22 protein-coding genes are annotated in these 23,885 nt (G+C 41.0%); 19 read left to right on the top strand and 3 right to left on the bottom strand.

Features of this window, described 5'->3' with window-relative positions; all coding sequences use genetic code 11:
- Window positions 1–390 precede the first annotated feature (390 nt).
- From N773_RS0112015 to N773_RS21300, 6 genes are all read left to right on the top strand, one after another.
- Complete coding sequence (locus N773_RS0112015) at window positions 391–1,410, top strand: D-Ala-D-Ala carboxypeptidase family metallohydrolase (RefSeq protein ID WP_024858019.1); 1,020 nt, start codon at window positions 391–393, stop codon at window positions 1,408–1,410.
- Between the two features lie 681 nt (window positions 1,411–2,091).
- A complete protein-coding gene (locus N773_RS0112010) occupies window positions 2,092–2,805 on the top strand; it encodes a LytR/AlgR family response regulator transcription factor (RefSeq protein WP_024858018.1) in 714 nt (237 codons plus the stop codon).
- Between the two features lie 2 nt (window positions 2,806–2,807).
- Entirely contained in the window at window positions 2,808–4,106 is a 1,299-nt protein-coding gene (locus tag N773_RS0112005; RefSeq protein ID WP_024858017.1) for a sensor histidine kinase, read from the top strand.
- A 142-nt stretch (window positions 4,107–4,248) separates the two neighbouring features.
- Window positions 4,249–4,710 (top strand): DUF5085 family protein, encoded by a 462-nt coding sequence (locus N773_RS0112000; RefSeq protein ID WP_024858016.1) that lies wholly within the window; start codon window positions 4,249–4,251, stop codon window positions 4,708–4,710.
- A gap of 371 nt (window positions 4,711–5,081) precedes the next feature.
- Window positions 5,082–5,228: a hypothetical protein gene (locus tag N773_RS22280; RefSeq protein ID WP_155250891.1), complete on the top strand. Its 147-nt coding sequence runs from the start codon at window positions 5,082–5,084 to the stop codon at window positions 5,226–5,228.
- Window positions 5,215–7,254 carry an RNA polymerase sigma factor gene (locus tag N773_RS21300; RefSeq protein ID WP_024858015.1) on the top strand — a complete coding sequence of 680 codons (2,040 nt, stop codon included), beginning with the start codon at window positions 5,215–5,217 and terminating at the stop codon, window positions 7,252–7,254. The genes N773_RS22280 and N773_RS21300 overlap by 14 nt, the downstream gene beginning before the upstream one ends.
- Before the next feature lie 95 nt (window positions 7,255–7,349).
- Here N773_RS21300 and N773_RS0111985 read toward each other — a convergent pair whose 3' ends face one another.
- Window positions 7,350–8,987 (bottom strand): Na+/H+ antiporter NhaC family protein, encoded by a 1,638-nt coding sequence (locus N773_RS0111985; RefSeq protein ID WP_024858014.1) that lies wholly within the window; start codon window positions 8,985–8,987, stop codon window positions 7,350–7,352.
- A 574-nt stretch (window positions 8,988–9,561) separates the two neighbouring features.
- Here N773_RS0111985 and N773_RS0111980 point away from each other — a divergent pair.
- The 13 genes from N773_RS0111980 (at window position 9,562) to N773_RS0111920 (ending at window position 21,323) form a co-directional block, all read left to right on the top strand.
- Window positions 9,562–10,272, top strand: a complete 711-nt coding sequence (locus tag N773_RS0111980; RefSeq protein ID WP_024858013.1) for a LytR/AlgR family response regulator transcription factor — start codon at window positions 9,562–9,564, stop codon at window positions 10,270–10,272.
- Window positions 10,273–10,754: 482 nt separating this feature from the next.
- A complete protein-coding gene (locus N773_RS0111975; protein ID WP_196231642.1) occupies window positions 10,755–11,648 on the top strand; it encodes a sensor histidine kinase in 894 nt (297 codons plus the stop codon).
- A 249-nt stretch (window positions 11,649–11,897) separates the two neighbouring features.
- On the top strand, window positions 11,898–13,154 hold the full coding sequence (locus N773_RS0111970; RefSeq protein WP_024858011.1) for a radical SAM protein: 1,257 nt from the start codon (window positions 11,898–11,900) through the stop codon (window positions 13,152–13,154).
- Complete coding sequence (locus N773_RS0111965; RefSeq protein WP_024858010.1) at window positions 13,154–14,155, top strand: radical SAM/SPASM domain-containing protein; 1,002 nt, start codon at window positions 13,154–13,156, stop codon at window positions 14,153–14,155. Before N773_RS0111970 ends, N773_RS0111965 begins: the two co-directional genes overlap by 1 nt.
- 46 nt (window positions 14,156–14,201) lie before the next feature.
- Window positions 14,202–14,378, top strand: a complete 177-nt coding sequence (locus tag N773_RS22650) for a hypothetical protein (protein ID WP_196231641.1) — start codon at window positions 14,202–14,204, stop codon at window positions 14,376–14,378.
- 80 nt (window positions 14,379–14,458) lie between these two features.
- Entirely contained in the window at window positions 14,459–14,635 is a 177-nt protein-coding gene (locus N773_RS22645; RefSeq protein ID WP_196231640.1) for a hypothetical protein, read from the top strand.
- A gap of 216 nt (window positions 14,636–14,851) precedes the next feature.
- Window positions 14,852–15,025, top strand: a complete 174-nt coding sequence (locus N773_RS22640; RefSeq protein ID WP_196231639.1) for a hypothetical protein — start codon at window positions 14,852–14,854, stop codon at window positions 15,023–15,025.
- Between the two features lie 30 nt (window positions 15,026–15,055).
- Window positions 15,056–15,235: a hypothetical protein gene (locus N773_RS0111945; protein ID WP_024858009.1), complete on the top strand. Its 180-nt coding sequence runs from the start codon at window positions 15,056–15,058 to the stop codon at window positions 15,233–15,235.
- A 42-nt stretch (window positions 15,236–15,277) separates the two neighbouring features.
- Entirely contained in the window at window positions 15,278–15,445 is a 168-nt protein-coding gene (locus tag N773_RS22275) for a hypothetical protein (RefSeq protein ID WP_155250889.1), read from the top strand.
- A 32-nt stretch (window positions 15,446–15,477) separates the two neighbouring features.
- Window positions 15,478–16,467 (top strand): S8 family serine peptidase, encoded by a 990-nt coding sequence (locus tag N773_RS0111935; RefSeq protein WP_024858008.1) that lies wholly within the window; start codon window positions 15,478–15,480, stop codon window positions 16,465–16,467.
- Window positions 16,460–18,079: an ABC transporter ATP-binding protein gene (locus N773_RS0111930; RefSeq protein ID WP_024858007.1), complete on the top strand. Its 1,620-nt coding sequence runs from the start codon at window positions 16,460–16,462 to the stop codon at window positions 18,077–18,079. The genes N773_RS0111935 and N773_RS0111930 overlap by 8 nt, the downstream gene beginning before the upstream one ends.
- Before the next feature lie 121 nt (window positions 18,080–18,200).
- Complete coding sequence (locus N773_RS0111925) at window positions 18,201–18,860, top strand: ABC transporter ATP-binding protein (RefSeq protein WP_024858006.1); 660 nt, start codon at window positions 18,201–18,203, stop codon at window positions 18,858–18,860.
- Window positions 18,861–21,323, top strand: a complete 2,463-nt coding sequence (locus tag N773_RS0111920) for an ABC transporter permease (protein WP_024858005.1) — start codon at window positions 18,861–18,863, stop codon at window positions 21,321–21,323. It begins immediately after the preceding gene.
- Window positions 21,324–21,503: 180 nt separating this feature from the next.
- Here the strand turns inward: N773_RS0111920 and N773_RS0111915 are convergent, their stop codons facing one another.
- Together N773_RS0111915 and N773_RS0111910 are read right to left on the bottom strand one after the other, a co-directional pair.
- Complete coding sequence (locus N773_RS0111915; RefSeq protein WP_196231638.1) at window positions 21,504–22,694, bottom strand: hypothetical protein; 1,191 nt, start codon at window positions 22,692–22,694, stop codon at window positions 21,504–21,506.
- A gap of 200 nt (window positions 22,695–22,894) precedes the next feature.
- On the bottom strand, window positions 22,895–23,839 hold the full coding sequence (locus N773_RS0111910; RefSeq protein ID WP_024858003.1) for a flavodoxin family protein: 945 nt from the start codon (window positions 23,837–23,839) through the stop codon (window positions 22,895–22,897).
- Between the last annotated feature and the right edge of the window lie 46 nt (window positions 23,840–23,885).

Here is a 23,885-nt window from a genome sequence, read left to right as displayed (position 1 = left end):
TCAAGTATTCTGTTTGTTAATTTGAAATTTTTGTCTACTTTTACCAATTAAATCGCTGCGGATAATTTATAAAGACATTACATCATATATTGGGTAAAAGAATAAAATATACTATTATAATAGTATAACAGTCTGTCTCAAAGCCCCATATCCATTCTAAGGATATGGGGTTTTATGTTGAAAAAACCTGAAATTAAATAATATTATATGCTGTATATACCATTCACTCCGATTTTTCCACTGATGACTCTCAAAAAGCAGACTTTCTTGACCATAAGTGCTATACTTCAAGTACAGTCAAACAACGAGATGCGATAAACAAAATAAAGGATTTTGTCAACGACATTTCGGTCTAAACTAAAGTTTTAAAATTGAAAGGAAGAAACAAAAATGAAAAACACAACAATCACAAGCGCAAAGAAAAAGGTAATCACCACCCTGACAGCAGCAAGCTGCATCCTCTCTGTATCCGCTCCTGCAATAGGCAGCACCACTATCGGTAATGCTATATTCGGTAATTCGATCGTAGCAAGTGCAGCAGTAGTAAGTGTGAACACAGTTGTTGATGCAAACAACGGAAATGCAGATCTGGTACCCGGAAGATTCTACAAATCTCCTTCTCAGAATTATGTACTTGTTTTCCAGGGCGACGGCAACCTTGTCATTTATCATTACAATAAGTCCACAGGCAAGGCATACTCACCTATATGGAGCTCTCAGACAGAGAACAGAGGCGGTACAAAGTGCGTTCTTCAGGGTGATGGTAACCTTGTTATCTACAGAAAAGACGGAAAAGCTATCTGGAATACCAGAACAAACGGCAAAAACCGTGCTTATATGACGATCAGCGATGCAGGCGAGATCAAGGTAGTATCCAGAAATTACAACTATGCTACCACATGGTCAAGCTACAATAACCACGGCTACTCTATCAGCCAGAGCCCTATTGTAACCCAGCCTACCCAGCCTGTAAATGGACAGCTTTCTGCACATTTCCACATAGATGAATTTAGGTGCAACTGCGGTAATGTTGGAACAATCAGCCAGGATCTCATTAATAAGCTGGAAACACTCTATTCCAGACTGAACTGCTCAAAGATCATCGTAACCTCCGGTTATCGTGATCCTGATTGCTCCGTTGCAGTAGGCGGCTACAGAAATGACGCACATACTAAAGGCATTGCAGCAGATGTAATTTGCTACGACAAGAACGGCTATCAGATCGCTTCTTCAAGGGTTGCGTGGGAAGCAGAGCAGATCGGCTTCACAGGCATCGGTATAATCGATAACACTGCAATTCACCTTGATGTACGCACTACCAGCAACTATTCAAACGGTCACTGGTTCGGTGATGAAAGAAACGGAGATAACAATATTCCTACTTTCAAGAATTATAAACCCAGATGGTAAACACTGTATTGAAGTGATTTAGTCAGTTGAAAAAAACTACCCTTAAAAAAAATACACGTTAAAAATGATGCCCCCGAAGCGTTTTAAAACACTTCGGGGGCATTGCTTTTTTATGGTTATTCCGCGGATATACCGGACTAAACAGCGCGTAAAGGGTTAGTCATATTTTTACAATATCATATCTGAAAAAAGCTTACCGCAGATCCTGTCTTGTAAGACAAAACCTGCGGTAAGCTCTTTTTATCATAAACTCTTTTTGGTTATGTAATTGACATAACAACTAATTTATGATATAATGAATTGGATTATAATTTTAAAGTTTACTCTGTTTTTTTAACACTTATTAATTATAAGAACCAACCCCAAAAATCAAACCAGTCCTGCATTTTTAAGCCTCCTTTTTTGTTCTTTTTTTTAGTTTTGTTGTTTCTCTTGTTTCGATGGTCTTATTATAATATACTTTTTGCAGTTGCGATATATTTTTGGAGTAAATGGTATAAAATACGGAGTAAAATGCATTGATCTGTACTTTGTGTAGAATCGTATAGTAAACGACATTGAAATTGCTTATTTGCGAACTGCGTAAAAGTATATACAGAGCTTTTGCCAGTTCTCAAAATGCAATTCCTGATGTCGTTTAAAATCGAAAAATATATTTGTAGTTAAGGAGAGGAGAACCACATGAAAATCGCGATTTGTGACGACCAGATGGTCATACACACCGAACTGAAAAAACATCTTGAAAGTTATGCACAGAAAAGAAATCTTATAATGATCTACAATGATTTTACCAACGGATTAGATCTTATCGGCAGTCAGAATGAGTATGACATTATTTTTATGGATTATCAGATGGCGGAGATCGACGGTCTTGAGACCGCAAGGCAGATCAGAAAGAAAAATACCGAAACAGCTATAATATTCCTGACCAGCTTTCCCGATATTGTTTTTGATACCTTTGAAGTCAATGCATACAGGTTCTTAGTAAAGCCGATAGATGACGATAAGCTGGCATCTGCGCTTGATTCATATCTTGCAGATAATGACGAATCAAATTTCCTTCTCATAAAGACCGATGAGGAGAATAAAAAGCTTAATATCAATGATATCATTTATATAGAAGCAGCTGATAAGTACTGCAATATCAGGACGAATGAGGGTACTGTCCTTTACAAGAAGACATTATCGGAAATTGAAAATATGCTTCCCGAGGATAAATTCTTCCGCTGTCACAGGACATATCTGGCAGGATTCAGACATATCGTTTCTCATACATCTACTGATATCCTTTTTGATAATAAAGAAAGAGCACTTATAAGCAGATTAAAGCTCACTCCGTTTAAAAAAGCTTTTACCGGCTATATCAAGAGATATAATTTCCGGAAGGAGTGCTGAAAATGACGATAATTTCTTATCTGGTGCTGCTTGTAAATATCCTGGAACAGCTTATTTTTGTAAAGCTTGCAAGAACGGTATGTGATTTCAAATCATCACGTATCAAAAATGTAGGTTATTTTCTGCTGATACTCACTCTGCTTCCTGCACCTATAATCATGAACAAACCTGATTTCTGTCCTAAGGAATTGAGCCAGCTGTTACAAGGCATTTATTTTTTCGGACGTTTAGGGGCATACAGTGTATTATTCGAGGAATTCAGCAAGAGAGTACTGTATATTTTCCTGCTGTCGCTATGGCCGCCGCAGATATGTTTGAATCTTAGTATGGCATTTATCAAAAATTATGAGCTTTGTAATCTTGCTGCATTTTCTGCAGAGGTAATTGTTCTGGCATCGATACTCATTTACATAAAAAGAAAAAAAATCGAGATCATGCTTCGGCAGATCGTCAGATCTTTGCCTAAAAAGCTTTATATAGATGTAATATTGCTTTTATTTATAGCGGCGATATTCGTCATGGGAGAAAACCAACCCGACCATGAGCTGTATTACAAAAGATATATACTGCCTTCCATGGCGGGACTGATAGTATTTGCAGTTTCAATAATAAAGATAAGTATATCCGAAGCCGAGAAAAGGACAACGATCGATATGCTTTCAAAACAGGTGGAAAACGAGATAAAGTACTATGAAAAGATAAATACCATTTACGGTGAATTCAGAAGCTTCCGTCATGATTTTAAAAATCATTTGATCTGTCTCAGAAGTCTGATTGATGCAGAAGAAAAAAATAAGGCGATGGAATATATAGACGATATAGAAGCGCTTTCATCTGTTGAGAAAAAGCAGTACAATACAGGCAATATAATCATTGATGCTCTTATGAATGATAAAAACGACAGAGCAGCAACGGTAAACACAAAGATAGTTTTTTCAGGCATGGTGCCCACCGCAGGAATAAGCAATGTTGACCTGTGTATAATAATGGCAAACGCCATAGACAATGCCATCGAAGCCTGCGGCAAGGATACCTCAGAGAAGCCGAAGGAGATAAAAGTTAATGCGGATTTCAAGCAAGGCTATTTCTTCTTTACTATTACCAATCCTATTTTTGAGGCGGTGGAAATAAAAAGCAACAAGACAATAGCAACTTCAAAAAGCGATAAGGATCACCACGGTTTCGGTGTATCGAATATCCTTCGCGTTGTCCAAAAATATGACGGTGAGGCTGATCTGTCGGCGGACGATAAGCAGTTTACACTGGATCTCAATCTGGTGCTGAGATCGGAAGAGATATAGATACCGTTCACTTAAATTTTTATACCGTTCACTCGATTATCGTAGACAGCATCATATATTTAATGATATAATATCTACAAGAAGAAATATTAGCAGCTTTATAATAGCTAAATTTCAATTAGATACAGATGGGGTGAAACAATTGCAATATATACCACATTTAAATATATATGCTGAAAATCTTATAACCTATTCCGCAAGCATAAAAAAGGCGGATATACTGAAAGTGATAGAGCATATCCATGATAATCTTTCGGCGCTGGGGCTTGCAGCAGCGGGTAAATTTATATTTACATTCAAGGAAAACAACATCTCCGATGAAACACAGTCCGCTGAGATATATATACCTGTAAAGGGCGAGATAAAGCCTTCGGAGAACTACGGTTCAAAGCTTATCTTCCGCTTGATAAATGCTGTGATGACAAGGCATGAGGGCAGTATATCGGATATTTCCAGAACAGAAGAAGCCCTGAAAGAATATATACAGAAAAATAATTTTGAGCCTATAACAAACGCTTATTATGTAGTGATCAGAAACGGTGATACATTTGGTTCTGACTGTGTTTTTGAAGTATATATAGGAACAAACTATAATTCTCTGTAAAACGCTTTTTGATCGATAATATCAGTGCAAGCTTGTATAATGACCCCATATCCATTCTAAGGATATGGGGTCAAATCTTTGTTACTCTGTGATTTACGGAAAGGGTGTCAGGTGAGTTGATATTTAAAATCTGCTGAAAAATTTTTATAACCAAACCCAACTTGCTTCGTCTAACTATCAGAAAACAGAAAAACGGACGGAGAAAAAAGTTTATAACCAAACCGAACTTGCTTCGTCTGATTTTCAGAAAACAGAAAAACAGACGGAGAAAAAAGTTTATAACCAAACCCAACTTACTACGTCTAATTTTCAGAAAGCAGATGACAAACGGATGAAAAAGTGGTATAATACAGGAGGAATGAAACTTTGATATGGAATATCAGTTAGATGAGGTGATCCGACAGGTGCTTGCAATGATGCAGGCTGAAGCCGCACTGTCGGAGGAAGAAAAAAATGCGGCTAAGAAAAAGATCGGAGATATTTTAACGAAAGAAGGAATCCTGAATGAAGAAAAATGACCTTATCAATATAGTTAACGATGCAAAAAACGGAGACAGAAAGGCTTTTGAAAAGCTGTACAACGAATATCATTCCAACCTTTATTTCTTTGTGCTGAAGAATGTTAAAAATAAAGAGATCGCCGAGGATATCACACATGAAGCTTTCCTGCGATCCATGGAGAAGATAGATACACTTGATCACCCTGAAAACTACGGCACATGGATCCACAGTATCGCCTATAACAAGTGTACAGATCATTTCAGAACAGAAAGCAGGAACGCACGCTTTGATACCGATGAAGAAAAGGACTACGCTATCGAGACAACCGCTATGGATATGTCTGTTATGCTTCCCGAGGACTACGCAGTAAACAAGGAGCGCAAGAAAGAGATCGCCGCTCTTATCGACGGACTCAAGCCCGAGATGCGTTCAGCACTGATACTGTACTATTATAATGATATGAGCGTTTCGGATGTTGCAAAGTCCCTTGGCATGAACGAGAATACCGCAAAGCAGAAACTCTATCAGGCAAGAAAGAAGCTGAAGACACAGATAGAAAAGCTTTACGGCAAGGGTGGCGTACTTGCAGCTGTACCTATGGGAGATATGTTCAAAACCACTATCAGCCCCAAGTATGCAGCAGCTAAGGTATCTTTTGCACCTGCTGCAAGTTCGGGATTTCTCGCAGGCAAGATCGCGGCAGTATCCGCGGCGGCAGTTCTGGCGATATGCATCCCGATAGGTCTGGGTATGTCCGACAAGGAAGTTAAGGGCTTTGCAGGTGATGTAAAGCAGACTGACAGCAGTGCGCCTATGGAGGTATCCTACGAGGAAAACAATTCCATCGACAAGTATCTTGCAGAAAAGACAGAAAGCAGTACAGATAATAAGGTCACTGCAGCTGATAAAGATTCCGACTCCAAGACTTCCGTGCCTATAACTACTTTAAGTAACGAACAGAAAAAGTCTTCGGTTTCAGCCGGAAGCAACGGCAATAACAAGACCAATAACAGCAATAAAGGCAACAATGCGACTCCCGCTGTAAATAGCGTTACCAATGAGAAGAATACAAATAACAATAAGGTGACTGCCGATGATCTTATCGGTACAGGCTATAACGAGATCAAGACCATGGCTGGAACTAATATCCCTGCTATGCTGACAAACTCGGCATACGGACCCCATACTGTTCAGTCTTCGGCTGAGATAAACGGTTCAAAGTGGTCCATGACTTTTGAGATATCTGACAGTGATTATGCCCAGATTGCTTCTAATATAGGCAGTTATTCTCAGCGCGGCTGGGAGAGAGTAAGTGAGTATGCAAATGCAGTATACGCCTATGTTGATCTTTCCGACTTTGATCCCGTATGCACCAATGCAGAAAAGCTTCCCGATGACACCAATATCGAGGCTTCAAAGGGCATACCTTACATGAGTGTTGATGAGATGCTTTCGATGAGCGTTGATCAGCTTAAAGCGCTTTCCGACAATGATTATGAGATAGTTCTGTCAGCAAGTTCTCAGGCTCCGTATTACGGTTACAAGTTCTCTGCATTCCCTGAGTATGTATTGGGTATGAATCAGGCAGGAGTTATGGACACTCAGCCAGGTGATGATGTTGACTATGGCGTAAATGATAAGAGCATATATGGCACTGAGTATAGGATACTCGGCAATAATAAGGAACAGCTCAACCTGTATGAGGGTGCATATGTGGGTGAGGGCTTGACTGTCGGCATGAATTACAGCGATATAGAGAAGACACTCGGAACTGACCTTTCGATACACAGAGTAGGCACTTCACTTGAACTTTGTGCAGACGTTGTTATCGACGGAAGAGCATGGGAGCTGCATTTTGATCTGACTGACGAGCAGGAAGAAAAAGTACAGGCGAATATATCCGACCAGATAGACGCACTTAATGCAGAATATGGCGAATGGTACGTGAATAATTCCAATGTAGGTGATATCAGCGTTGATCTCGATGATCTCGATTTTGATCCCATATGCGATATTGCAGTATTAAATCTGTGGAATTATTAAGCGCTATACCGGTGGAGAGATAAATGGAGAAATAAACAAATTCGGAGAACTCACAGATATGAGTTCTCCGCTTTTTTGTATCGTTTTATCGGTGGTCATTCCGCCTTTGTTTCTTTCTTGGCTTTGGAAATATTGCGTATGATAAACAATGTTCCGAGCATCATCAGTATACTGCTTCCGAGAACGACAAATACGTTCTGTACAAATCCTGCCAGCAGATATCCCGCTGCACAGACAACTGCAACAGTAAATGCGTAGGGAAGCTGGGTGGATACGTGGTTCACGTGGTCGCACTGGGCACCTGTTGAAGCCATTATCGTCGTATCGGATATGGGTGAACAATGGTCGCCGCATACCGCACCCGAAAGGCAAGCCGAGATGCAGATGATAACGATGGGCGGTATAGTTACGCTGTCACCGTTCTGTACCAGCTGTGATGAAAATACACCTGTCACGATGGGTATAAGAATACCAAAAGTTCCCCATGAAGTACCTGTTGCAAAAGCAAGTCCTACTGCCACAACAAACAGTATCATCGGCAGAAGTATCTGCATTGTATGTGCGTTTTCCACCAGACCTGAAACGTAGGTGCTTGCCTGAAGCAGCCCCGTCATTGTTTTAAGTGTCCATGCAAAGGTGAGTATCAGTATGGCAGGTACCATCTGCCTGAAACCGTCGGTGATGGAATCCATGCACTCGGTGAAAGTCAGCACACGGCGTGCCAGGAAGTACAGTATAATAACGATAAGTGCGCCGAGAGAACCAACTGCAAGACCGAATGAAGCATCGCAATTTGCAAAGGCATTCAGGAATGATTCGCCGCTGAACAGTCCGCCTGTGTAAACCATGCCCAGCACACAAAGTGCAATGAGTATCACAACAGGCAGTATCAGGTCAATGACTTTTCCTCTGCTGTGTTCGGGCTTTGCATCATCGGGATATACCTTGTTTCGTGTGGTGAACAGGTCGCCTTTGCGTGCATTGTCCTCATGACGCTTCATCGGACCGTAATCCACATCTGACAAAGCTATGAAAATGACCATTATCAGAGTAAGTAGTGCATACAGATTATAAGGGATAGTCCGCACGAAAAGCGAGATACCGTTGACACCTTTGACAGTTCCCGCAACGGCTGCCGCCCATGAGGATATGGGGGCAATTATACAGACAGGTGCGGCGGTAGCATCTATAAGGTATGCAAGCTTTGAACGTGATACCTTGTGTTTGTCCGTTATTGGCCGCATGACCGAACCGACTGTCAGGCAGTTGAAATAATCATCTACAAATATAATAACACCCAGCAGGAAGGTGGATAAGCAGGCGCCCGAACGTGTCTTGATATGTTTTGATGCCCATTCGCCGTAAGCACGGCTGCCTCCCGCCTTGTTCATAAGTACCACGATGGTACCAAGTACTACAAGGAACAGCAGTATGCCCACATTGTAGCTGTCCGCGATATTGGCGATTATGCCATCCTTTACCACTGCATTGAACATTCCCGAAAATCCGCTGTGTTCTGTGATGGAATACAGCAGACCGCCTGTCAGTATACCGACAAAAAGTGATGAATAGACCTCTTTGGTCATCAGTGCAAGTCCTATGGCTACTATGGGCGGGAGCAGTGACCACAGCGATCCCACCGCATCGCTTATTGGTGCCTGTATCATACATAATATGACAAACACCACAATAATCAGCGCAAAACTGATCTTACTGACGTATTTGTTTTTCATATAAATTTATCCTTCCTTTGAATTTTTATGGCAGAGGGTATCTGCCGATGGTTATGTTTTTTATTATATCATATTTTGAGGTGCTATGATATTTTATTTTCTGAATTTTTATTGTTTTTTATCAAACTTTGTGATTTTTCAATATTGAAAATATCCGTCTGCTTGCTTTGCATACTATTATATCGCATTTTTGTCTGATTTTCAATAGTTATGATAGAATCCTGAAGATCCGTAGTATCATTATACAGCTCTATAATTTTTTGAGATCGAAAACAGCCGCATTTCTGCGGCTGACAGTATATAGCAAGGGGCAGTATTATGTGATTTAAAATACATAAACTCGGTTCATAAATAGTTAATTATTTGGTTGCTATGTATAGAAGAATAAATGCGGATCAAACAATTCGGGGGAATAAAATAACCTGTTTAAAAAAATGGATAATAATTTAGCAAAAGTGAAAAAACTATTGATTTTTCTGACAAAATGATATATAATATATAACATATCGATCTGACATATGTAAAAATTAAGATATTATGTATAGTTTGTAGATTGGTACAGAGGGGTGTTACAATGAAAATTGCAGTTTGTGATGACGAAAAAGTGTTTCGTAATGATATTATTGAGCTGCTTAATAAATATTCATCGGAGAATAATATTATTCTGGATATAACTGAATTTGATGACGGCGGTAAGCTGGTTGCTTCTAAGACTGTTTTTGATATGATCTTTCTCGATCATCAGATGAAAGATCTGAACGGACTGGATACCATAAAAAGTATACGGGAAAAAAATATAGAAACTAAAGTAGTTTTTGTAAGCAGTTATTCGGAGATAGTTTTTGACAGCATGAAGTACAATGCATTCAGGTTCATAGTTAAGCCTGTCAGCAAGGATAAACTTTATGAGGCTATGGATTCTGCATTGGAGATAAGCAACAGCGAACGCAAGCTGATAGTCAAGGACGAGATGTATAACGAGAGCATAGTGGTATACGAAAAAGACGTTATATATGCGCAGGCAGACAATGTATATACTTACATAATAACAGAAAAAGGCTCGTACAGATATCCTTATAATCTTTCGGCACTGGAAGAAGAACTGGATTCCGGAGGATTTTTCAGGACAAACAGATCGTATATAGTGAATCTTGAACACATAAATTCATACGATAAAACGGGTATAATCTTATCAAACGGACATAAGGCGGTGATATCAAGAGGAAAATACAAAGATTTCAATAATTGTTATCTGAACTATTTAAAGAGAGCCACATCGAGATGATGTGAGCCATAGTTGATAATGATCTATTGAAAGTTTTGGGGGAGTGTAAAAATGGAAATCATATTGAAAAGTCTATATATAGTTTTTTTATAGCCGTGTATATATTGTATTATGTGAATATACATAACACAGTCAAACTGCTTTCGGACAACAATAAGTTCGGGAAGACAAGCTATGTTTTAGCGGCGGTAAATATTGCTTTGGAGGTATTTATAGTTATTATCCCTGTTCCGAAAAATCTCGGAACGACAGTATCAAGGGCCGGTGTATTATTAATTATTTTATCGGTATTCTTGTCGCACCGAACGCAGTTCTTGAAAACAGTATATGCAACATTGCTTTATTTTTCGATTGAAGCCTGTCCGGGTGCAACGATAAATCTTCTGGCAAATCTTGTTGTTCCCGCTAAATATCAGGTTTTAAGCGGACAAATCGTATATTTTATATATAATCTTTCCTTTTATCTGATATTCACAAGATTTGTGATACCTAGGAAAGATGATCTTAAGCTTAGTCTGGAGTTTATAAACAGAAAGACATATTTCTTCATTCTTGCGTATGCGACGGTTCTTTCGTTGATGATATCCTACATAAGCTTTGCTTCGTGGGATAATACTGATATGGATACGGTTTATTTTTATCTCAGGTTATTTGTTATACCGATCTGTATACTGTCATTCTTTATCATAACAATGCTTATAATGAACAGTATGTCCAAATTCTACTATAAACGGTCTGCCGAACTTCTGGATAAACAGTTGGATATGCAGGCAAGGTATTATGAAAAGATCGATGAGATGACTACTGATATCAGAAAGTTCAGACACGATTACAAAAATCATATGCATTGCCTGAAATCATTGCTTGGCAGTCAGAAGGTAGATGACGCACTGGAATATCTGGATTCAATATCAAGTAATCCGACGATGAACAAAACATCTTTCAAAAGCGGCAATACTATCGCTGATGCGATACTCAATGATAAGGCAGCCATAGCAGCGCAGGAGAATTTCAGGCTGAATTTCTCGGGAGTGATCTCAGAAAATGTATCGGCATTCGATATATGCACGATACTCTCTAATGCACTGGATAATTCTCTGGAAGCCTGCCGCAGACTGAAGGAGGGTGAGGAAAAATACATAGATGTGAACTGTGTACTTAAAAATGATATGCAGATGATATGTATATCAAATCCTTCGGATACCGATGACCCGGATCTGAAAACTTCAAAGGAAAACAAAAATGAGCATGGATTCGGTCTTTATAATATAAGGAAGACCGTTGATGCACTGGACGGAACGGTGAATATCTCACAGACATCGCCTGTATTCGTTCTTGATGTAATGTTCAGGATAAAAATGCCTGAAACGGCGTAAGATCAATATATTTTACAGAAAACAGCAGTATGAAAAAGTACTGCTGTTTTTTATTTTTTCGACTCAAATTACCATTCACAAAAAAAAACGGGGGCTTTACAAGAGATTTGTTGTTTTACCATGATTTATACGTTATACTATGACTGTACCAAGACGAAGGGAGGTAAACAGAATGTGGGAATTCGGCTGGGGCAAGGGTCACTAATTTAAAACAATAAATAAAAGAAATAATTTATGGAGCTTTTGAATATGAGGAAATTTACTAAGAACCTGCTGTTCCTGCAGAATAAGGAACAGGTAATAATCGGTAACAAATGCGAATGTACTTTCCTGAAAATGAGCAGTGAGTGCTACGATATACTCAACGGCTTTGTTAACAAAGGTATAGGAAAGCAGGAGTATGAAAACATTTTTGAAGATAAAGATGACAAGGAGTACTTCAGCGAGCTTCATGATAAGCTGGTGGAGAAAAAGATACTTGTTGATGAGAATGACAAGGAACTCCTTACAGATTTTGATATACAGTGGGAGGTAACAAATCAGTGCAATCTGCACTGCAAGCACTGCATAGCAGATGCAGTTACCACCAAGACGCTGATAGCTGACAGAGATGAGATCTATGCTATAGCTGATAAGATACTCAGCGTTAAGCCAAAACTGATAACTGTCACAGGCGGTGAGCCAATGGTATTGCCATTCTTCTTTGAACTCAGTGAATACCTGAAAAAGAATACCGACGGCGAAATGAACCTGATGACCAACGGCACTTACATCAACGAAGATAACGCAGTAAGGATAAAGGAACTTTATGATAAGGTGTTCATAAGCGTTGACGGTTCGGATGAAAAGTCCTGCAGCGAGATAAGAGGCGCCGGAGTTTTTGCAAAGGTAATGAATGCTATCAAATGTCTGAAGGCGGCTGGCGTTAAGGATATTTCGCTATCCTTCGTACTTACCGCACAGAACAGAGAGCATGAGAAACCTTTCCTGAAACTGTGCAGGGATCTGGAAGTCAGCCCCATGGTCAGGACCTTCTCTCCCGTAGGAAGAGGCAAGGATCATAAGGACTGGTATATTCAGGACGAATCGGTTGAGGACAACGATCCTGTTGATCCCGAGTTTGTCAAAAAGACCAGGGAGAACCAGCCTTACATCGAGTTTGGTGCCTGCGGCGGACGCTACGGTTCCTTTACGGTAAATGCAAAAGGAAATATGTTCCTGTGCGCACCCTATGAATGTTCCGAGAAACCTATCGGAAATATCCTTGATGTAGATGATATAAGAAAGTATTTCTACGAAGAGGAATTCAGAAAAACAGAAAGCTATCTGAACTTTGAGAAGAAAATGCCCGAAAACTTTAAAAGATGTAAGGAGTGCAGTGTAAAGTACTTCTGCTGGCATTGTCCTTTCCTGTTCGAGCAGTCGCTGAAAAACGAGAAGTCGTTTGATAACTACTGCAAGCTCAGGAAAAAAGAGATCGGCTTTTCACTTTGGGGTGAGATCTGATGCACGTTGTATTTTGGACTACGAATGACTGCAACCTGAACTGCAGCTACTGCTACAACAGGATAGGCAATAATATAAAGAAAGAATATATGACAAAAGAGGTCGCAGATGCAGCGATAGATATGCTGACAAAACTGGACTGCTGGGAAACAGCCGATGAGATAGCGGTACAGTTCCACGGCGGTGAACCGCTGATGAACTGCGATATAATAGAGTATATCATGGAGCGTTTTGAAGCTCTGGTGCCCGCATCAAAGCTGTACTACGGAATGACTACCAACGGTACGCTCTATGACGAAAGAAGAAAAAAGATAATCAATAAGATAAATGAGCTTTCGCTGAGCCTTGACGGCAAGGCGGAGATACATGACCTGAACAGAAAGTTTGTAAACGGCAAAGGTTCCTTTGAGCAGGTCATGGCAACAGCAAAGGATATCAGCAAGAAAAAAGATGTCCGGCTGAGAATGACTGTTACAAGAGATACTATCGGTGATCTTTGCGATACGGTCTGTTATTTCCTGGAGGAGGGCTTCAGACGGATAATACCCGTGCTGGATATGTATGACTCTCACTGGAAAGACGAGGACGAACCGATAATATTCGAGCAGTTCCGTAAGATCAAAGAATATATAGAAGAAAAAGAGTATGGAGATGCCGTTATATCGTATGTTACCGAGTCGGAATTTGTCCGCAAAGCTAAATGTACGGGCGGTGTGGAAAGTTTCCACTTCCTGCCTGACGGCAGTATCTATCCGTGTTCGCTGACTGTAGGTGACAGCTACTGGTATATGGGAAATGTGAGCACAGGGCTTGATAAAGCCAAGGTAGAGGAACTCCAGATGATAAATAACAAGGACACATCAAGCTGCAGCGGCTGTGAGATGTATCACTACTGTGCAAGCTCAAGATGTAAACTTATAAATAAAAAGATAACAGGCGATTATTATACTGCCAGCAGTATAGCCTGTCTATGCAGCAGACTTGAATACGAGTTTGCTTAAAAACTGATATTTATACGCCGAAGCAGTCGATTAGGAGGATTTAATTATGGAAATCAAGAAGATCGACAATAAGGTTAAGCTCAACGACCAGAATGTTAAGGCTGAAAGAGATGAGTATGCTTGTCACCACGACTGCATCGAGTACTACTATTCCGGAAGCATAGGCGCTAAGGGCTGTGTTAGAAGAAGCACTATAACTGCTAAGACGACCCGCGCTTGGTAATCTTAGATCTTTTGAATACAAAATCATAAGAAAATTATACACACTAATACATTTTACATTTAAATTAGGAGGATTTTACTATGGAAATCAAGAAGATCAATGACAAGGTTAAGCTGAACGAAGAGAACGTAAAGGCAGAGAGAGACGAGTACGCTTGCCACCACGACTGCATCGAGTACTACTATACCGGTAGCACAGGTGCAAGGGGCTGCCGCAGAGGAAGCACTGTAACCGCTAAGACAACACGTGCTTGGTAATAATAAGCAGTCTGATTTAATGATGCGATAATATCGTATTATAGCAGCAACAAAGTTACACTATAGTTTTACTACTCGAACACAGCAATAAAGAACTAACAACATAATCAAAATTCAAAAACCGAAAAACAACAATTTAAACAAGACTGCTTCGGTGTATTAAATATAAATATGGTAACAAACCAATATAAGATCCAATGAAAAGGAGATGTTTTTATGAAGGTACAGAAGATAACCGGGAAGGTCAAGCTCGGTGAGGAAAATGTTAAGGCTGAAGGCAACTATACTTGTTTACACGACTGTATAGATTATAAGTATACCGGCAGCACTGCAGCTAAAAACTGCGGAAGAAAGGCATCGGTCTCAGCTAAATACACCAGAGTATTGTAATACCTGAACGGTGAAACGGAGAAAAGTATCATGATGATCAAGAAGATCAAAGACAAGATAAAGCTCAGGGAAACGGTCAAGGCTGAAAGAATGGATCTTCAGGCTGACTTTATGCAGGACTGTGCTGAACAGACTTATGCGGGTTATACCGCCAGGACAGGTTGCAGAAGAAGAATGAATTACAGCGCAAAACTGTATTCAAGACTGTAGACCTGAAGAAAGTATCATATATCTTAACAGGAGGAAAATCGTATGAACATAAAGAAGCTTCTGAACAAAGTGTTCGTAAAAGAGAATGTCAAGGCAGAAGGCATCTTTTCGGATTTCAACTATGATTATGTCGGTTTTGATCCTTGCAATAAGACAAACAAGATCAATCATAGGAAAACGATCACAGGGAAAAATACCAAGAAAATTTGATTTGAGATTAAATAAGGATCCGGTGTATCAATATGAGAAAAGTTAAAGTTGCGATCATTGACAGCGGGATCAACTACAACATAGTTAATGACGATGTCAGAAACTGCATAAAAACCGGATATTTAGTTCATGATGACGAAGACAATACTGTTCAGGAAGTGTCACCTTCCAAACTGTCTGATTTCAACGGGCATGGTACGGTATGCGCTTCCATAGTAAACAGGATAGCACCGGAAGCGGAAATAATTCCTGTTTGTATACTGGGTAAGAACGGCAGATGCACTCCGGGCAAACTGGTAGCTGCACTGGAACTGGTCAAACGGCTCGATGTCCAGATCATCAATATGAGTCTCAGCTCAAATGATCTATTTATACGGCATAAACTGAAAAAACTGACAAAGGAGCTTGAAGCACAGGGAAAGATCTGTGTAGCTTCAAAATCCAATGACAGGCATATAAGTTTTCCGGCAGATTTTAAAAACGTTATAGGTGTTGTAGGCAGGATCGACGTTTTTAACGATGGTTTTGAATACGACAGTCAGAAGAAGATACAGGTAACAGCAAGCGGAGCTACGGAACTTATGGAATTCCATATGCCGGGTGCAAACTTCTTCAGAGGCAACAGCAGAGCAGCTGCGATATTCTCGGGTGTTCTTGCAGATGCTTACGCAAAAGGAAAGTTCAGCACTAAGGCAGAGGCGGAAGAATACATGAGATCTGAGTCCTGGGCGAACGAAAAGTTTTACAGGTCTCCCGAAGATGATGTGAGCGATGATAAGATCGTTGACAGGATACTCGGTTTAGTCAGAAAAATGATATCCGAAGAAAAAATACGTGTAAAGCTTGCAGCCGATCTTGAACTGGAGTATACCAATTCTACCATCTATGATTATTACAAGATAATCTATATGCTCGAAAATGAATTTTCGTGCAGAATATTCGGCAAAGTCCCTGTTTACAGGGTATATTTTCAGAAAGTAAATTATCTCGGCAAACTGGTAAAGGAAGCACTCAATGAATAATGAAATAAGGAAACTGCTCAGGATATGGAAACTTGACAGAATGAAGAAAGGTGTTTTCTTTACCCTGATGCTGATATCGGTGTTCTTATCGATAGCCGTACCAATGGTATTCGTTGACTTCGTAGATGTTGTCACGAAAGCGGCATCGATAAGCTCACTGATAAGATTGATAACAATATATTTTATACTTAACATTACACAGATGTTTGTTGAATTCGCGTTTGATTACTATTCATCTGTAAAGGAATTCGAGTTCGCACAGCATCTGAAACTGACAGCGCTGGACAGACTTTTCATGAAGGACGGAAAGTTCTTTGCAAATGAAAAGACAGGCGACCTGATGACGGTAGTAAATGATGATGCTGCAAAGCTGGCATCATTCATATACAAAGCGTACAAGGTTATCGTTTCACTGGTTCAGGCGATCGGCATAATGGGAGTCATGTTCTATTATGATGTGAAACTCACACTGCTGCTGATCGTGATGATACCCATAACTCTTGCAGCACAGCAGAAGTTCGGAAATAAACTCAGGTATCTGGCGCTTGAAAACAGAAGAGATTACGGAGAGCAGAATGCTCTTACAGAGGAGTTCATATCCAATGCACCTGCGATGATAACATACGGTTTCCGCAGGAGCTTTCTGAACAAGTATGAACTTGCAGCAGATGTGCTGAAAAGGAGCTTTAAAAAGCTCACACTTACAAATGGTTTTTCAAATCAGGCGATAGATATGATATCTACCATCAGCCTGATAGCGATAACTGCATTCGGTGGTTATCAGGTCTTTCAGAAGCAGATCTCGATGGGTGTTATGATAATATTCCTGCAGTATTGCACAAGGTTTATCGCACCGTTTGAGAACCTTGTATTCATGAAAGTAAGCTTCAATATGGTCGTTCCTTCGCTTAACAATGTTGATGATGTTCTGGGCGGAGAAACGGGCGAAGATGCTTCTGAAGGCAAGCAGATAGATGAGATCGATAACATTAAGATCGAAAATCTGACATTCGGGTACACTCGCGGAAAAAATATTCTTAACGGGCTGGATCTGGATTTTGAGAAGAACAAAAAATATTTGATTTGCGGAAAAAGCGGTGCAGGCAAGACTACGATATTCAATCTGATACTCGGATTGTGGCGGGCATCATCGGGTAATATCTATATAAACGATGATGAGATAGGCAGTATAGACCTGGAGTCTTTCAGGGACAGGATATCACTGGTATCGCAGAAAACATTCTTCCTGCATGATACGATATATAATAATCTGACCAACGGAAGGGATATCCCCGAAGAAAAGGTATGGGAAGCACTTAGGCGAGTTGAGCTTGACGATTTTGTCAGGGGCATGGAAAACGGATTATATACCATGCTTGGTGATGATGGTATGACTATGTCGGGCGGACAGCGTCAGAGACTGGCTATAGCCCGTTCAATGCTGAAAAAATCGGATGTGGTCATATTCGATGAACCAACTTCGGCACTGGACAAAAATACCGAGAAGATAATTGCACGTTCAATAATGGGTATAAAGGATAAAATAATAATAATCGTATCCCACAGCAATTGTTTTTCGGATCAGGTAGATCAGATATACAAGATCGGATAAAAATACGATTTATGTGCGTAAATACGCGGTTATTTGATTGACTTTATCAATAATATGTGCTATGATAAGAGATGTCTGTAATGACAAGATCAAAAATATATGATAAGGAACGGTGATTGTAATGGTAATTCAAACTCACGATCTTTGTAAGTATTACGGTGACGAAAGCAACCTGGTAAAGGCTCTGGATAAGGTGAACCTGAGTGTTGATAAGGGTGAACTGATAGGCATAATCGGCAAGTCGGGAAGCGGTAAGTCAACGCTGCTGAATATGCTTGGTGCTCTTGACCACCCAACAGGAGGAAGCATCGTTATCGGAGGAGAGGATATTTCCAAAATGAACGATGAGCAGCTGACAAAGATGCGCCGTTCAAAGATCGGTTTCATTTTTCAGAACTACAATCTGATACCCGTACTTAATGTATATGAGAACATAGTTCTTCCTATACAGCTTGACGGAAAGAAGCCAAACAATAAGTATATCGATACTATACTCGACGCGCTGGAGATCTCACACAAGAAAAATTCTCTGCCATCTTCCATGTCAGGCGGACAGCAGCAGAGAGTTGCCATAGCAAGAGCTCTGGCAAACAAGCCCGAGATAGTTCTGGCTGATGAGCCTACGGGAAATCTTGATGAAGCAATGGGTGCAGAGGTCGTTGATATGCTCAAATTCATGAATAAGGAGTTTGACCAGACCATAATAGTTGTAACTCACGATCAGGAAGTTGCATCTCAGATGAAAAGAGTAATTAGAGTTGTTGACGGGAGAGTGCAGTAAATGATTAGAAAACTAGCATTCAGATCACTTCTTGCGGAGAAATTCAGATGTGTCTGTACGATAATCGCAATGATACTGACCGCACTTCTGTTCTCCACATTGTTTACCACGGCAGCGGGTCTGAACAATGCCAATGAATACTACGAATTCAAAAAGCTGGGAACCACTGCCCATGTTATAGTAAAGGACTGGGACAAGGGCTATGGCAAAGAATTTGAAGCTATCAGGGATCACGGACTTGTAAAAAAAGCAGGTTACCGCAGATTTTTGGGATATGCAGTAAACAGCGGAATCAAATACAATGTTGAAGTCAGCTACATGGGCGCAGATGAGGCAGAGCTTGATTACTACACACCCACAAGCGGAAAACTCCCCGTTGAAGCAAACGAGATAGCTGTCGATACGACTACTCTTGCTGCACTTGGCGTGGAGAAGAAGGTAGGCACACCCGTCAGCATCGACCTTGATGTAAGCGGCAAGACCGTTACCGAGGAATTCGTGCTTTCGGGCTGGTTCGAGATAAACAAGGCTTATCCCGTAAAGATAGGTCAGATAATAACCTCCGAAAAATACAGCGATATCTGGGACAGCAAATTTGAGACCGACACCGTGAACGGAACGAGCGATGTATCAATTCTGCTGAGTGATGGCTATGATATCGAAGGTGAAACAGAGCAGATTTTCAATGATGTTGGTCTTGCATATTCTCAGGATATCATATCTGTGAATCCCGGTTATAATGTCAGCAGTGAGGGACTTTCCTCGGAAACTCTTATAATGCTGATAAGCGGCGTGCTTGTTATCGTACTGATAGGATATCTTATCATCAATAACATATTCTATATATCGGCAAGAAAAGATGCAAAGCAGTTCGGCAGGCTGAAGACTATCGGTATGTCAAACAAACACCTGGCAGCTTTTGTAAGATACCAGGCGTTCATAATGCTGAGCATTGCAGTGCCTCTCGGTATAGCAGGCGGTTACTTCATGGGAAGACTTATCCTGCCGGCTATCCTGAGACAGACTGCTTATGATTCTGTTGCAGATGATACAGTAATATCAGCAGGAGTCATCGTACTGATACTTGCAGGTGCAGCGCTGTTTGTCGTTATAACCACACTCATAAGCGTAAACGGTCCCATAAGAATGATCAAGAAGCTCTCGCCTATTGAATCCACCAGGATCGAGCTCAAGGGCTACAAGAAGACCAGAAAGTCCAATGACGGCAGCAGAGCAGATAAGTTTGCAAAGTACAATATAATGCGCAACAAGAAGAGTTTTGCTATGCTGCTGGTAAGCATATCTCTTCCCATGCTGCTGGTAATAGTATCCTACGATGCATTCAGCAGTTTTGATATGGATAAGTATCTGTCATCGATGCTGGTCACCGATTATACCTTTGCAACATCGGATTACTACAAGAATGATTATATCGACCGTGAGAATAACGTCAAGGCTCTTGACAGGGAGATCGTAGATCAGATCGAAAACAGTGGTTTTGTTGAGGATGGTTCTCTGATATACGGCGATATCGCCAACGATTATGCAAGCGTTAAGGAGATAAGTCTTCCCGAAGGTGAGGAATACGCACTTGATCTTTACGGTACAGAGGAATTCACCCTGAATGATTCGCTTATCATTGAAGATAATATTGATATGGAAGCCTTCAATAACGGCACAGGTATCGTTGAAGGATGCTGGCTGACATCAGACGGTGAGATATATCCCGGAACAAGTCGTTTTGAGACAGGCGATACCGTGAACATCACAGGCAGTGACGGCAAGGAACGCAGCTATACTGTACTTGGTCACATGAATGTGGCGCTCGGTGCGATGAAGACCGGCATAACCAAGGGTTCATTCGCTTGTGAGCTTTATATGAATACCAAACAGTATGAAGAAATAACAGGCAACCAGAAGATAATGTCTTACTCATTCAATGTAAAGAAAGGCATGGAAGAAGACGCTGAGAGCTTCATCAAGGGAATAGTAAAGGCTGACAACACACTGAATTATCAGTCGAAGTATTCTCTGGCAGAAGATTTTGCCTCAATGAAGCTTCTCGTTAAGCTGATAAGCTTGCTGCTGTGCGGCGTACTGACATTCATTGCGATCATGAATCTTATCAATGTGTTCGTATCCAGCATAATGGTAAGACAAAAGGAGATCGCTACCCTGAAGAGTATCGGTATGACAAGAGGTCAGCTGAGAACTATGCTGATGTGGGAGATATTCTATTACAACGGCATAGCATTTGCAATAGCCGTCGTACTTTCGCTGATATTCTCGCCTACAGTTTTCAAGAGCATTTTCAATGAATTCCCGTTCCTGACATTCCATGTGAACTGGTTCTCATATCCTTCGATAATACTCGTTATAATGTTCGTAGGTATCATGACGGTTCTCTTTGTTGAGAACAGGATATCAAAAATGAATATCCCCGAAGAGTTAAAGACTGTATAGCAGATCCGATACCTCATATACAATAAACCTCCGAAGCGGTGAAATAAAAGATACCGCTTCGGAGGTCTTATTTTTTTCTGACTATCCCTTTCACTTATCACCTGAAATGTGTTGGTTCAGGTGTGATTTTTGGCAGGCGCTTTCTTCCTGCGCCGCAGAAAGGCTGTTTAGTGTGGTGCGTCAGTAGGATAACTTAGGTTCGAGGGGCTCAAGTCCTTTTGTATCGACCAGCTTAAAAGATAAGCCCGGGTTGAGAACGAACACAGCGTAATCATCAATAATTTCCGGACGAATTATACCGTACCGTGCAGTAGATTCTGCCCACGCAAGCCCCACATCTTCGATGTCATGGTCTTTCAGCTTTTCAATAGGATAATAAATGCAAATGGTACCCCACCATTCGTTCAAATTAATGATATATGCGTCGCTGATGGGCGAACTGAGATACTCGCTTAGCTTATTATAACCATAATAGAGATCGAGATTATCAGACTCAATAATATCTACCACATCGCAGGCATAAGCATCAGACTCTGAATATCCGTCGGGAAATCCTCTGAACAACATATCGTCCTTAGTCTTTACTCCGAAATCACGATGAACATTCTTTCCATCGTGTACCGAGCGAAAGTCGGTGATGTAGGGAGCATACTTCATCATTCCCATATCACTGCCGTTAAGCGACACCTTTACTTCCTTTGCCGCTTCAAGATGTTCCATCGTATCAAACGAATAAAAGTCGGCATCTGCATCTATCTGCGCAAACATATCGAACAGTTCGCAGTCATCAAAAACAGTATCAACAACTAAAGCCTTCACAGATAAATTGCAGTCTTTCAGTACGCCTTTCAGGTCACTGCCGTCAAAGTGTTCGTCTTTAGTCAGATATACACCGCCGCGGTCAATATAGCCCCACATATCATTATTATTATCCAGTTCGCTGTACACAGATATGTTGGAATAAAAATGTTTGCTGTGACAGTTTTCAGATATTTGCTGTCTCAGAAGTTCCTCTACCTCGTCGGTATAATAGTTGTCATATCCATCGGAAGACCTTTCTTTCCATTTTACAATAACATTAAATTTGTGACCGTCACTTTCGAGAGTAACGGTGTTGTAAAGTTTAGTTATCCAGTATTCGGCGTTAAATTCATTTTTATATTCATCATTTGACAAAGATACAACTTTTGCATCTATTGCATACTTATCCCTGACATATTCAAGAGCATTCTCTTCTGCTATCTCATTCTGCGACTGCCACTGCTTGTTGAACTTATATTGCTTGTATGCTTTGTACCCGCCGTACACTGATACACCGATAGTAGCAAGTATGCCGACAACAAGCAGTTTCTTCCATGAATTGTCTGACAAATTTTGATTTTTGTTGTCATATTCTGTAATATCCTTCATATCCAAATATACCTTCTTGTTTCTAAAAATTGTAAATATATAACTTGATCATTATACAGTATGGTTACATAAATGTCAATATGGTTATCTTTTTTCAAAACAGCCGACACAAAAATGCCATGTGCGAATATATCGCACAGAGCATATGCATTATTCCGCGGTCAGATACCGTGGAACTGTATCTTCTTGTATTTTTCCAGCTTTTCAGCAACGGTTGCACGCTTCTGCGGATCCATGAAGAAACCGCCCTGGGTATCTGCAATCTCGTCGCAGTGAACGCCGCGTCCTTCCTCGGAGGTACGGTCACGTTCCAGACCGTTTGCTGCGATAACGAACTTCCACTTGCCGTCATCGGTCTTGACCAGATCACCGCCTGCACCGCATACTGCGCATTCGATAGGATACTGGAGACCTCTCCACTGGGGTTCACCCAGACACAGACAGTTGCTGTGGCAGTTGGGGCACCAGCCTGCATCAGGCTCGCCCAGCCACTCGCGTTCTGCAGCGGGGGTGTTCAGTGACTTCATGATGTTGGCACCGATCTCTCTTGCGCGGGCAAGCTTTTCCTCGTGCAGAAGAACCTGAGCGGGAGCGGGCACCATTGTTGCCATGTACATATCAACGATCTTGAAGCTGTTGGAGAATGTAGATGCCTGCATACACTCCAGAGCCATAGACTGCCATGAACGTGTTGAACCGCCGACTGCGATTAGTGCGCCGATGCGGTCACGGGGCTTGATAGCGCCTATCTTGGTCAGGAATGCAGTCTCATAAGCGAGATTGCGGTGCATGAATTTCAGGAACAGTGAAGACGGCATCAGTGCATATGTAGGTGCCGAGAAGATAACAGCATCCTGATCCAGCAGGACTTCCATGATCTTCTTCTTGTCGTCCTTGTTATCGAGGGAGCAGCCTGTATGCTTGCCCATCGACATACCCATCGTGCAGGAAGTGCAGCCTGTGCAGTCCAGCAGCTCGTAGTCCTTGAGATTGATCATGGAAACTTCTGCACCCTGCTCCTGACAGACAAGCAGTGCTTCCTTGAGCAGGATCTCGCAGTTACTGTCCTTGCGTCCTGCGGTTACGCCCATTACTTTAAAAGCCATAGTTTACTCCTTTATTAATAGTTTTCCGGTTATGCAGATCGTTCTG

This window comes from Ruminococcus albus AD2013, assembly GCF_000526775.1.
Lineage (GTDB): Bacteria > Bacillota > Clostridia > Oscillospirales > Ruminococcaceae > Hominimerdicola > Hominimerdicola alba_A.
The sequence above is the reverse complement of the archived record's forward strand: the minus strand, read 5'-3'. Positions and strand labels throughout refer to the sequence as shown.